The organism is Acinetobacter sp. Ac8 (assembly GCF_055392545.1).
Genome location: NZ_AP043689.1, coordinates 1645672 through 1659809, shown reverse-complemented (window position 1 = coordinate 1659809; position 14138 = coordinate 1645672). Strand labels below are relative to the sequence as shown.

Below are 14138 nucleotides of genomic sequence, written 5' to 3'. Positions count from 1 at the left end.
TTTCCTTACAATTCTGGATAGCAACCATAGGTTACTATCCAATTTCACGTTTCCTGCAATAAACCAGTAAATAATTAAATCTCAACCTTTTTTTCTGCATTCTCAGGATCGACTTCATTAAATAAATTGAAGTGCTCAGGTGCATCGCCAGCATGTAAAATAACAGGAACACTTTTTGAAGCTGGAATCTTGGCATATTGATCATGACTTGAAAGCGCAACCAGTGGGTTGGTTTCAGGATAATAAGCGGCCAGACTTCCTGGTGGAATGTTATAGGGAACGATTCGGAAACTTTTCACGACTCTTTTTACCCCATCAGAGAATACACTTTCAATATCAACCCATTGATCAGCAACAAAACCAGCTTCATCAATATCTTGTTGATTTATAAATAATACGCGGCGCTGGCCAAACACACCTCTATAGCGGTCATCTAGGCCGTATAAAGTGGTATTGTACTGATCATGCGAACGAATCGTCATTAAAGTGTAGACTTTGCTCTTCGTATACTGGGCAGAAAATTGATTTTCTTGATCGTTATAGACTTGAGTTAATGGCGTAATCAGGAATTGTGCTTTACCCGCGGGGGTATTCCAAACTTTAACATTGGCAGGATGAATAAGATGGAAACCACCCGGTTGATAGGCTCGTCCATTGAAATCTTTAAATTCCTCAAAAACCTCTTCAATAGAATCACGAATACGATCATAGTCCTCAACATACCAACGCCATTTAATTTTAGAGTCAGGTAACGTCGCTTCAGCCATTCGTGCAACAATATCAGGTTCAGAAAGCAAGTTCTTTGATGCAGGTTCATTCCGTCCAGCGGACAAATGAACATTACTCATTGAATCTTCAACTGAGATCGCCTGATTCCCTTTCAGTTGCTTATCAAGTTCGGTACGGCCCAAACATGGAAGAACCAAGGCGTCTTTACCACACACGAGATGGCTACGATTGAGTTTTGTTGCGATATTTACCACCAGCGAGCAGCGTTTTAGCGCTTCTTGAGTATATGGGGTGTCAGGTGTCGCAACTGCAAAATTCCCACCTAAAGCAATAAAGACTTTAACATCGCCCTCATACATCGCTTTAATCGTTTCTACCACACCATAGCCATGTTTACGTGGCGATTTAATGTTGAAAACACGATCAATATCATCCAACATTTTTTCACTTGGTAATTCATTGATCCCCATGGTCCGATCACCCTGCACATTACTGTGCCCACGAACTGGACATAGGCCTGCTCCCGGACGACCAATCTGTCCTTTCGCCAAAAGTAAATTAGCCAACATATGAACATTCGCAGTGCCGTGTCTATGTTGTGTTATGCCCATTCCCCAACAAAAAATTGAACGCTTAGACTCGCAAAACATTTTAGCAATTGATTCTAAGTTTTCTGGAGAGAGGCCTGAATACTGATAAATATCACGCCATTCTGTTCGGTCAACTTCTTTTAACATTTCATCAAAACCAACGGTATTCTCAGCAATATACTGCCGATCAAATACCCCCGTTTTACCTGCGAATATTGCCTGCTTATCCCATTCATGAAGATGCTTCATCATACCTAACAGAAGCGCATAATCTCCACCAATTTTCGGCTGAAAATAAAAGCGACTAATGGGCGTGCTGCCATTCGTCATCATCTCAATTGCTGCTTGAGGATCCTGAAAACGCTCTAACCCACGTTCTTTGATTGGATTAATCGCAATAATATTTCCACCTCTACGCGATACTTCACGTAAAGTTCCTAACATTCGAGGGTGGTTGGTACCAGGATTATGCCCAAAGCTAAATACGGTATCCGCTTGATCAAAATCATCTAAAGTAACGGTCCCCTTGCCGAGCCCAATTGAATCCTTCAAACCAATACTGGTGGTTTCATGACACATATTTGAACAATCAGGGAAGTTATTTGTTCCATAACTTCTGACAAATAACTGGTACAAGAAAGCCGCTTCATTGCTTGCCCGGCCAGATGTATAAAATGCAGCCTGATCTGGATGATCCAAAGCTTGAAGATGTTGAGCGATAAGCTTAAATGCATCATCCCAAGAAATTGGGACATATTTATCTATAGCCGCGTCATAACGTATTGGATCTGTGAGTCGTCCCAAATCTTCGAGGTAAAAATCGTTTTGCTCAGCCAACCAACTCACCGTGTGATGCGCAAAAAATTCTGGAGTAACTCGCTTACTGGTTGCTTCGAATGCAACAGCTTTTGCACCATTTTCACAAAAGTTAAATGCGTGCGTATCTTTTTTTTCAGGCCATGCACAACCAGGACAGTCAAAACCTGTCGGCTGATTAATATTCATTAATGTAATTGAGCCTTTGGCAAAGACTTCTTGCCTTTTTAAATTTCTGGCAACACTCAACAAAGCGCCCCAACCACCAGCTGGGTGCGTATAGGGTTCGATACGCGCGAAATTGGTATTCTCCTGAATATGACGTTCTTGGCCTTCTGTTTCAGGTTTATTTTTTTCTAAATCGTTCATTTGAGTGCCCTCTTTAATGGCTTATCTGATTAAAAAATCAGCTCAAGAAAAAATTCATTTACTTTACATGGTAACTTTTCATAATAATCATTCATCATTCTTATAACTTAAGCTGCTTAATTTACAACGACTTAATGAGAATGTGAATTCAAATGAAGATGTTTATGCGAAACATCGTCATCTTTTCGGATACAACAGCCAGCGACATATTCACTGGAACCATCTGAGTAAAACTCTTCCTTCCAGACTGGAACTTCATGTTTTACACGTTCTACAGCCTCTTCACACGCCATAAAAGCTTCTCTTCGATGCGGCGCATAAGCCACTGCGATGATTGCTTTGCCTCCGATTTCTAGAGCGCCAATTCTATGAATGACCTGAATATATGATACTGCATATTTGTTTTGTATTTCTTGCTCAATTGCACGAATCATTTTTTCAGCAATGGGCGTATAAGCAGTATATTTTAGTGCCTTAACACTGCGACCTTCATGATGATTTCGAACCGTTCCAATAAAAATTCCAATACCACCACACTCAGGAAAATCATCGATGGTTTTAAAATCATCTAAACTCAGATCCGTTTCCTTAATCCGAAATCCATTTGTCATGTTAGCCTCCTGCTACAGGGGATAATAAAACCAATGTACAATGGTTTGTTAATCGATGTCGACGGGGAATAATTTCTTCACCAATCGCACATGCGCACTTCTCTAAAAGACTAGCGCAATCAGGATATTGATCAGAAATTTGCTGCAAAATTTCTGAGACCATACTATTTTCAACACAAGAAAAATTTAAATCTTTAGGTAACAGTCTTTCAATTGCACCATAAGTTTCAATCTTAATTTGAATCTCTGCCATTTAACACCTTTACTTAACCATAGCGCCACAATGAGTATTTAGGGTGAACTAACTTGATTTTGAATGACTGAATATATGTAATTCTTCACGGTATAGTCTTAACTCCTGTTCTGAATTAATGCTATGGAAACTTATAGGACTTTCGTATTTAACGACTTGTGGCTTTAAATCATCAAAGCACTTTCGAATACTTAATTGCTCGTTAGCCAAATGCTTTTCAAGCGTAGCTAAGCTGTCTCTTTTCAACAAGCAAAAGGGGTAAAGGTTTTGTTCGTTTATAGAGATAAATACAGCTTGAGAATTTTCTGCCTCCAATAAAGTTTGATGCATTTTTGATAAGACATCTTTAGGGATAAAAGTAATATCACAAGGAATAAACAGAATATAATCTGTAGTTACATGTGCCCATGCGCTTTTCATTCCCATTAATGGCCCTAAAAATCCCGCTTGATCATCTGAAAAACAGGCTATTTCAGCGATGATCTCCTGATAAACAATACAGTCCTGATGACTATTTACCCAAATTTTCGCAACCTCATCACAAAATTGACGATAGATTTTAAGCAGTTGCATTTCATGATCAAACTGCTGCAAAAGTTTGTTTTTACCTTGCATCCGTCTAGCTTGACCACCAGCTAAAATGACTAAGTCAGTATTTGGATATTGAGACATTTTATTGTTACCCAAGCGTATCAGACTCAAAATACTAAAGACGAATGAACTCAATGAATTTGGGGCAATTTTCAGTATTGTTAAACACTGGAATTCGACCAATGACATTCGCTTCACTTAAATTACTTAGCATATGCGATTGCTGTTTTTTGAGTTTTGAAACACTAAGTTGCCCTTGCTCATCAACATTCAGTTTCATACGCAACAGTTGTTCTCGACTATCACCCTTTACAGCTTCGCTTAAGCTTGCCTTCTCCCATTCTGGTTTGGCTTCTTTTAAACCTTGCATTGCTTTAAGCAAAGTCAACACATGGATTTCTAAACAAATAAATACTGCTGCTGGATTACCCGGCAACCCTAATAAATAGGAAGACTGGTTTGGTTTTTTATATTCAGCAAAATAAATCGGTTTGCCTGGTTTCTGAGCAACTTGCCAAAAAATTTCATTTGCCCCTAATGCAAGAGAAACAGGACGAATCAAATCATAATCTCCAACTGAAACCCCGCCAGTCGTGATAACTAAATCGTAATGATCTAAGGCATTTGCTAAAGCCTTTTTCAAGACAATTTCGTCATCTATCACATGTTCTAAATGGATCGAGTAAAAACCTCTTTCCTTCAACCATGTTAAAACCATTGGCGAATTCGCATCAAAAACCTGAGCGCTATTATCAAGACTTTTGCTAACTTCATCGCCTGTAATCAATACAGCAATACGAGGACGGTTAAAAACACTGACCTCTTTTACCCCTGCCATACTTAGTGATGCAACTAAGCCACTTTTTAGATATTGGCCCTGCTTTGCCAATATTGTCCCAATAGATAATTCTTCGCCTTGATAACGAATATCCGTCCCTTTGTTAAGCGCTTGATTTAAGCTAATTCGGCTATCTAGTTTAGATACTATTTCTTGTCTGGCAACCGTATCAGCCGAATCTGGCAATTTACCGCCTGTAAAAATTCGAACACATTGTCCAGACTCGATCTGAACATCTTCTTCAATACCTGCGCGTATTTCTCCAACCAATTCAAACACGGTAATACCGGCAAGAATGTCTTCGCTTTTTAAGGCATAGCCATCTACTGCACTCTGAGTAAATAGAGGTAATGCAATCTCAGACAGAACATCTTGTGCCAGATAATGTTGATGTGCTTCTACCAGTGACAGAGTCTGAACCGCTCGCGGTTCAACCGTAGAATAAGCTGCCAATGCTTGATCTAAACCTATTAATCCTTGACCAGAACAACTCATTCATAACCTCCTGGGTGTGGTAAGTCTCGACATACATCAAAGATATGCACCAAAGCAGGTAAAATCGCTGCCATAGATTCAGAAGCGCCACCACGACTGCCTGGTAAAGTAATGACCAATGATCGGTCAATAAAACCAGCAACACCACGAGACATTGCAGCATAAGGTGTCCGTCTTTGACCAAAAGCACGTGCTGCTTCCATCAGGCCATTCAGCTCTCGTTCCAATAATGGTTCTATCGTATCGACAGTAATATCGCGCTTACCTATGCCTGTCCCACCCACCGTAATGATGCATCCATAAGATTGCACCAATTCTGAAATCAATTGTTTTAGTTGCAAAGGCTCATCAGCGATGATTTGATAGTGAATTGGATCAAATCCAGCCTCAGTTAAGGTTTCAACCACAGAACGTCCCGCTGTATCAGGTTTTTTGCCAGAAGCGACACTATCTGATAACACAATGACCGCAGCTGATACAGCTTGTCGAAGATGACGTTTATAGTGCGATTTCCCGCCCTTTTTCAATTCAAGTTTGCAATGACCAATCATCAGTTCATCTGGTTCACAATGCGGTTTCAACATGTCATAAATCGTAAGCGCAGCCAGACTTGCGGCAGTTAAAGCCTCCATTTCAACACCAGTTGGCGCAATCGTTTCTACGGTTGCCGTAATCTTGACGCGATCTGCTAGTATTTCAAAATCGACATCAGCTCGATAAATAGGTAAAGGATGACAAAGCGGAATAAGCTCATCGGTACGTTTGGCTGCAAGAATCCCTGCGATTCGTGCTGTTTTTAGTGCATCGCCTTTTTCAGTATTACCCTCTGCTAATAATTGTAAACAATGCGGAGGCGCGAATAACTCTGAACTTGCAGTAGCAATACGATAACTCTCAGGCTTCATGCCTACATTTTTCATAAAAAACCCTGTCAATTTAAATAATATACAGCTTCACAATAAACGATTCATTTCAAATAAAAAAAGCATATACAATTCTATCTCTATGTATAAAATCAACCGCCAATAGAATGCATACTAATCTTACGAATGGGTGCAGCTTGGTAAGCAATATAGCCTGCCTTTTTTTGCCAAACCGTATCCAAAATTGTTGCTATCAATTGTTTTCCCTGAGCTTTATCCAATAAATGTCGGACAGAAATACCTGTATTGGCAAACAAACATGTAAATAACTCACCCGTCGCGGTTAAACGCAAACGATCACAACTTTGACAAAAAGGCTTGCTGATGGTGGAAATAATACCCAGTTTAAAACCTTGATTGAGTGTATATATTGTGGCTGGGTTATTATTTCGCTCTAATTTATCGATGCGAAAATGTGGCGAAAGTATATTGATAATGTCATCCTCAACCACGACTTTCTCACGCTTCCAATGCTCAGGTTGATCCAATGGCATGTATTCAATAAATCGTAGTTCAAAGTCATTTTGATAAGCCCACTCAGTTAATGACAATATTTCCTGATGATTCTCTCCATAGACCAAAACACAGTTGAGTTTAATTGGGATATTTGCAGCTTTTGCCGCCTCAATTCCTTTTAATACGGGTGTTAAGGTTTTTTGAGTCATTTTAAAAAAAGTGTCTGGATCAATACTGTCTAAACTTATATTTAGATCATCAAGCCCAGCTTGTTTTAGCTCAACTGCATATTTTTCTAAATAATAAGCATTCGTCGTCATTGAGACACGCTGTAAACCTAATGGTCTTAACGTATTGAGCGTATAAATAAAATTAACCAGCCCTTTTCGCATCAACGGCTCGCCACCCGTTAAACGAATTTGAGTAATGCCAAGCTTAATCATCACTTCACAAAATCTATAAAGTTCTTCAAAACTTAAAATATCCTGTTTAGCTAACCAGCTCGGATGATCAGGCATACAATAACTGCATTTAAAGTTACATCGATCAGTCAACGAAATTCTTAGTTTTCTTTTGTGTCTTTGAAACTGATCAACTAATTTCGATTCAGGTAAATGTGCTGATAAAATAGATTCAAACTGGCTTTTTGTTTCAGAACTTATGTTTACAGAGCTTTGTTTTGATACCTTCATCATTTTATTTCTCAGCCCTTAAAAACAGTTTTGCTTCATTAAAGTTGCGTGGCAAAAATAGATAAACCAGTAATAACACCTAATCTAGGTACCCTACACCTTGCTCATTCAAAGCCTAATCAACCTTTCTTATTAAACTTTGTTGTAAAACCAGTCCGTATGACCTTATTCAGCAATATCATTCACAAATCAACAAGCCCATATCTAAAACCTATCATACAAGCCATTCATCTTCTACTGTCAGGCCTTGATAAATTGATGAAATCTCTCAATAGCTTTGATCCAAAACGTGATCGTATACACAAGCCAAAGGCAAATATGAAAGAAACCAAACTTATTTTGATACAGCGTCTCAATATTGATTAATATTCAGGTCATTGTTTTTATCACATTTTTTATTAATTCCAATTCCTAATCATCTCGAATATGTCTATCCTTTTAAATGTTATTTCCAGTCTGCTCTACCTTATACTCAACTTAGCGAATAAAGCTGAAAGGCAAAAATATCAGGAAATCGCTCCACAAGCGATTCGGTTAAACAGAACACTCCATTTTCTTTTTGTTGCTAATTTCCGCACTCATCTTCGGATTCCTTTTTGTGAATCAGCCTCAATTTGTTAAGATGACGACCGAGAGAAACCAATTTGTTTCCTCACACATTGTTGACTCAATTTTGGCACGAACAAAAGTACTCTAAAGCTATGCTTTTTCCTTTGCTTAGGTCAGATTTGCACAGAAGTTGTTAGAATTGGTTAGATTGCCAAACTTTCAAAATAAACTTATTTATTATTTAAATTTAGAGATTTAACATACATGAATAGCATGGAAACAATGGCTGACTTATCCTCCCACACCCCTATGATGCATAAGTATTTTATATCTGATATTAAATAAATTTTTTAAAAATTAATTAAAAGGCATACCTAAAGATACACTTAGGTAAAATTTATAATTTTGTTTTTAGTTCGCTTACTTGTGTGGCAAGTATCTATAAAAACATAAGAGATATGTGATCGATTGGGCTAAAAATAAATCACATAATTAAATACTTGCAGTATTAAAATCAACTGATTACTATTTCACCTTCCTTATAATTATTTTTTAAATCTTTAATTATTTCAATAATATTTTTTGATTTTAGAGTGTTATGGATATTCGACCAACTTTATTGAGTTAACTATTTTCTGGATCTGCCAAATGGCGGCTATACAAGAATTTTAAAGCATCGCTAAATCTTGTTACTACGTTCTAATTTTATTATGTGAGGAATATATGTCAGGAGGAATTAGTGCAATTAAAGGATTTGACTATCAGGCCACTGTCATACTTGACCGTTTATTTGATCTTTTCGATCAGCATGGTTCCACTGCTTATGTTCGACCAGAAGGTGAAGATGATTTAGATCTATTTTGGATTGAAAATTGTGTGGAATATCGCCAATACATACAAATTAAAAAGCCTACCGAAACAAATACGGGGGTTCTTAATCCTACACCTTGGACACTCACTAGTGCTGCTAAAGATTTATTTCCAAATGCAATTTTACATTTGACTAATAATAATTATGAACAAATTTGGATTCTTGGTGATGAGGTAAGTAAAGATCTATCAGAACTAATAGATGCTGATGAACATGCACCACTAAATAGCTCACAAGCTTATCTAACTGTTATACATAAAATGACAAAAGACCATTGCCTAAAAAAAATTGATATATCTAATGAAAATAAAGGTAAGATTCAACGTTGGAAAATTCCATCAAATATAGATCCAAAGTTAAATATTGAGCAAAAATTTGAATCCTTTTCTATTTTTATAAACACACTATCTCTAGAAGAAGGTTTCTTTCAACTATACATTCAAGAAATTAAAAGAATTAATGCAATACTTCCTAATATCCTTAGTCGAATTAAAATATTAAGTCTGTATGGGACAGAAAAAGAAGTAGTTAGTAGAGTTTATCAACGCCTTGAGGATAACTATCAGTTACAAAGAAATATAATTGAAAATACTTTATTTCGAAATTTAAGAGGCTTTATTAATGATATCTCTAAACAAACAAACAAAACATTTAATAAAGAAGATTTCGAACTCGAACTACGTACCGTATGGCCAACAATGGTCATAATTAAAGAACCTCCTCTGCGTGGACTTCAATTTCTGCCTAGGACCAACTTAGTCACACAAATTGCTCAAGAATTTACAGGGAAAGCCATAGAGATAACAGGTGTTTCAGGTTCGGGTAAAACCTCTTTAGCCAGTGAAATATTAGAGTACATTCGTTCAAATCAACCTGATCGCAATGTATTTTATGCTAATGTAACTGAAAATAATTCATTAATTGATGTTCTATCAGGAGTCGCTTTTCACTTACGCAGATACGGAATAACTACTCCGTTTAAGATAGCTATAGATAATCAATTATCAACCGAAAATACTCTTCAAAAGCTGGCTAAATCGTTATCCTCATGCAGCCTAAAAATTATACTATTAATCGATTTAGTGCATGGAACTTGCTCTGATTCTTTTGCGAAAGCCCTCAATCACTTCATAAGCTCTATTTCTAGCCAGCATCTACAAATTGCCATCTTTAGCCAAGAAATGCCATTACGTGAGATCAGTTCTTCAAGCAAACTTTTATATAAAATTGAACAACTCAATATCCCTGGATTTAAATTTGAAGAATTTGTTCAACTCGTAACATATCAGCATCAAGATGTGGATAGATCAAAGCTCTTGTGGATCTATCAACGCATTACAGTTGGAAGAGAAACAGGATTGCTAGTGAGTCTTGCACAAACATTAGCCCATGTCGAAACAATAGAAGATATGAGAATAATCGCTGAAATACCTGCTGATGAAATGCTAGCAGAGGCTGAAAGGAAACGTTTTGATCGTGTTTCACCAACTCTAGTTATTGCTGCTAAAAAACTAACCTGTTTTGCTTTACCATTTAGTAGGACTGAAGCTATAGAGATTTTCCCTACAGCGAACATACGAGAAGCTATTCATGAGCTTTTAATACTTGGTTTACTTCGTAAAACTGGAGATGATCTGTATGAGATGCATGAAACAGTTCGTGCAGGACTTGAAAGTTTTATTTCATTAGATATTTATCGAACTACGCATGTACAGTTGGCTGAATGGTATGCAGAAATCGGCAATATAACAGCACAAATTTTTCATCTTGAAAAATCTGGCAACTTGATTAAAGCACATGCAGTTGCAAAAGACGCTTTCCTAAAAGGTAAAGATATATGGTCGTTAAAAGCATATATTTTAAAAAACAATCTTATTACGCAAAAAGATATTCTGAATATGCTTAGCAATTCGGAAATAAAAGTTACTGATTACTACATTTTACCAGAGCTTGTAAAGTGTATAGGTAACGCTCATTTTATAGAACAGCTTTTTGAATTAATAAAAATTCAGCCTAACCGTTTTCAGCAAGATTTTCATTGGTCAACATCAATAATGAGGATGATTTTAGAATTTGATATAACCAAGTTACATACTTTAATTACATTCGTAATAAAAATTCAGAAAGTGGAAGATCCAGAAAATTCAGTACTTGACTGGTTTACTATGGCTGCACATCGGATTGATTTAATGATTGACCCGAGTATATTGAATCTTTTTGAAAATCAACGCCCTGAAATTAAAAGAAAGTTAATTCCTATTCTTCTATTGGACTGGCGTCGGGATATATTAAAACCAGTCTTTAATTTTATAACAACACATCCTATAATGAGGAAAAGTGACTTTAGAACAAACAACAAAATAAATCTATATCAAAAATTTGACAACATAGCAAAAACAACTGAATTCCTTGCAGCACTTCCAAATGTTGATATTGATAAAATTCTTGTTACTAAATCAGCATGTTTGGATGTTTTCGAAGATTACATTTGGGAAAATAAAGACAATTTAACTAAAAATTCAATTGCTATAATTAAACAAAATGATTTTGATGAGATAGTTATAAATAATGCATTACGAATTTTACTTTTTTTAGCTGAGCCTAGTCTTCCAGAACTATGTAACTCCCTCCAGCCAAGGACAAATAGTACATCAGCATTCATATCTTTACTACCATCTGTATTACCATCTTTACCTAATAAATCTATTTATGAAAATGACTTTTTTGATACAAATCTAGCTTTAGATAAAAGAATTACAGCTTTATCCACTCTTCTTGCACACGATGCTGACATAGGAGAGCTGTATAGAAGAATTCAGAAGATAGAGCCACTAAATACTGGCTGGAATTTTTGGTTTCTAATGCAGAGTCTAGAAAAACCTTTTCCAGAGGCAATTCCATTATTAGAAGCAAGATTAGCTTCAGAAAATGATCGTACACTTGACGCAATATTATTAGTTAAACTAGGTGAGTTAAGCACCCTAGAAACACTTAATTTATTGATTAATAGTCTAAACCATACAGACGTAATAATTAGACGACATGCAGCATTAGTTTTATCTACAAAACGAAGCACTAAAGCTTTGCCATATTTAGTTAAACAACTAGCATTAGAAGTTGACGACAATACTGCGGTTACAATACTTACCGCAATTGTAGCATCAGGTTCAACTCATACTTCAGATTTATCATTAATAAAATTCACATCACCAACTATTGAATTGTGGAAATGTATACTTGCAATGAGGGCTCGTGACATAAGTTTTGCTGAAAGAATTGTTTCATTAGCCTGTAATAAAAATCTTCCTTGGCAAACACGACGTACTGCAATTTTAGCTGCGGGAAGACTTCCTTTTGATATTGCACTGAATAGTATTGTACCGAATATTATCAAAGAACATTCGCCATTAATAATTGATAATAACTCAAGTCTTTTGGCTCACAACATTGTATCTGAACGTTTGTTGACTTGTGGTAATGATATAATCGACTCACTTTCAAGAGGTAAAGATTCCTTTATTTACATTTGGGGTTGGGTTTTTGAACAGGATTGGGAAGATTGCCTTATGAAATATGATCTCCCCACGGGAGATGACATAGCAGACTGGTTATTTGAACGTTTAACTTCTAATGAATACCCACCACAAACAAAAATACTAGATCAAATTATTAATGAGTTACATATACCTATACTACATGCAGCAACTTTAAGATCACTACGATTATGCAATAAAACTGATTTGCTTGAATACTATCTAGCTCAATCATCTTATGTTTGGTTTGCAATAAGATGTTTAAAAGAACTTCATTTAATACCACAACCTAAAGTTTATAGTTTAGAAAAAATTCTTGGAATTTTGTCGTTAACTCCATGGCAAGAGCATCCAATTGTAGAAAATGTAGTAAACAATCTTTTTATGAACAAAAAAAATAAAGAGATTGAACATGAGGATAAATTTATTGACGCTGATTCCTCCATTTCAGTACCACCAGTGATCTACTTAAACTATAATGATATTTTAAATGGGCTTGAGCAACCACAGCTAGTATTAGATAAAAATTTTGCGTTTTCACCTTTAACTCGTGAAGAAATTGAACAATTAATTACTCTACTTAATACTCCTTATGAGCGATCTACTATGATTGAGAGTATTAAACCGCAACTTGATTTTACAAGTGACGGCTATACTGTTGCTAAAAGATCCTCAACTTTTGGTGAAAAATCTAGCTCTATGCAATTAAAAACCTTATTAAGACCAGCACTTGCGGCTGCAAATCAGTACGAGGTATACATACCTTGGCATGAAGATGGTTTACAGGGTGCCTACTATGATCAATATATAGATAGTTATATCAAGTTCTTAGGGCTCCAAAATGACTCAGAACATTTTTACAGAGCTTTGGCTTTAGAAAAAAAAATATTGATACCAGCAATCTGTGAATATAGTAAGTCTAGGTGGATTTTAAAATATATTGATAGTCGTATTATTTCATTTATCAATCCATTGGTTTTATCTGGTAATTCCAACATATTTGAGGGATTATGTATGTTAGCCGCTGAAGTTAATACTGATGATATTGACCTTGTATTAAGAAAACTATTTTCTCGTTTTGTCCAGTTTTTTAATAAGACATCACAAATTAACGTAAATTATAACATTCAAATTTGGCGTGGATTTAACTATATTACTAACCATAAACGGTTTGAATTTATACCAAATTTAGTATTAGAGTTAACTACAGTCCTTAAATCAGATTTAACGTATTCTCATAAACAAGATATTTTGCGTATATTAGAGCGACACCCTTCTTCATACATTACAATTGAATCTCAACTAATTAACACGTCTAATTTTGAATGTTTTACTGAAGATGAAGTAGATCGTTTTGATGATGCAGCAGAAAAATTATTCAACAACTTAATCAATTAAACCGGATATAAAAAATGTTCTATAGCATGGTAATTAACATTAATAAAAAATTTCTAGATAATTATTTATAATATATTTGGCAAATTATAAATTTACAATCATTCTTCTCCTTAACTATTTTCAGAGAAACAAATAAATATGCAAGATTGGATTAAAAGACTCTCTTTTTTATAATTTACTTACCTGCTTTATGCTTTGGATGTCAAATGTTTTATTACTTTGGGCTTTTCCAAATTTCTGAAACAAACGTTTTTGCGCTAGGATTAAATAACAATGAAGTAACATTCTTAGGTGCCAATGAATTATTAAGCATTTTCATAGATTTATTGAATAAAATTATCGATTTGATTAAAAATACTTAATTCATTTTTTTATTTTACCTACTATCTTTTTTTTGTATGGTATTGGTGGAAACCTGAAACCA

At 35.6% G+C, this 14138-nt stretch carries 8 protein-coding genes; 1 reads left to right on the top strand and 7 read right to left on the bottom strand.

The features are described 5' to 3' along the window. Positions 1-74: 74 nt before the first annotated feature. From ACZ5QH_RS07825 to moaA, 7 genes are all read right to left on the bottom strand, one after another. Positions 75-2504 carry an FdhF/YdeP family oxidoreductase gene (locus ACZ5QH_RS07825; RefSeq protein WP_303576526.1) on the bottom strand — a complete coding sequence of 810 codons (2430 nt, stop codon included), beginning with the start codon at positions 2502-2504 and terminating at the stop codon, positions 75-77. A gap of 131 nt (positions 2505-2635) precedes the next feature. Further along, entirely contained in the window at positions 2636-3115 is a 480-nt protein-coding gene (locus ACZ5QH_RS07820) for a molybdenum cofactor biosynthesis protein MoaE (protein ID WP_034614131.1), read from the bottom strand. Position 3116: 1 nt separating this feature from the next. Then, positions 3117-3368, bottom strand: coding sequence for a MoaD/ThiS family protein (locus ACZ5QH_RS07815; RefSeq protein WP_004820361.1), 252 nt, complete (start codon positions 3366-3368; stop codon positions 3117-3119). 48 nt (positions 3369-3416) lie between these two features. Beyond that, positions 3417-4040, bottom strand: a complete 624-nt coding sequence (gene mobA, locus ACZ5QH_RS07810; protein WP_034614128.1) for a molybdenum cofactor guanylyltransferase — start codon at positions 4038-4040, stop codon at positions 3417-3419. A gap of 34 nt (positions 4041-4074) precedes the next feature. Then, entirely contained in the window at positions 4075-5292 is a 1218-nt protein-coding gene (locus tag ACZ5QH_RS07805; protein WP_034614126.1) for a molybdopterin molybdotransferase MoeA, read from the bottom strand. Next, entirely contained in the window at positions 5289-6212 is a 924-nt protein-coding gene (moaCB, locus tag ACZ5QH_RS07800) for a bifunctional molybdenum cofactor biosynthesis protein MoaC/MoaB (RefSeq protein ID WP_034614123.1), read from the bottom strand. Before moaCB ends, ACZ5QH_RS07805 begins: the two co-directional genes overlap by 4 nt. A gap of 95 nt (positions 6213-6307) precedes the next feature. After that, complete coding sequence (moaA, locus tag ACZ5QH_RS07795; RefSeq protein ID WP_034614120.1) at positions 6308-7366, bottom strand: GTP 3',8-cyclase MoaA; 1059 nt, start codon at positions 7364-7366, stop codon at positions 6308-6310. A 1269-nt stretch (positions 7367-8635) separates the two neighbouring features. On the opposite strand from moaA, the gene ACZ5QH_RS07790 reads away from it, so the two are divergent. Then, positions 8636-13714: a hypothetical protein gene (locus ACZ5QH_RS07790; RefSeq protein ID WP_303576525.1), complete on the top strand. Its 5079-nt coding sequence runs from the start codon at positions 8636-8638 to the stop codon at positions 13712-13714. Positions 13715-14138 lie beyond the last annotated feature (424 nt).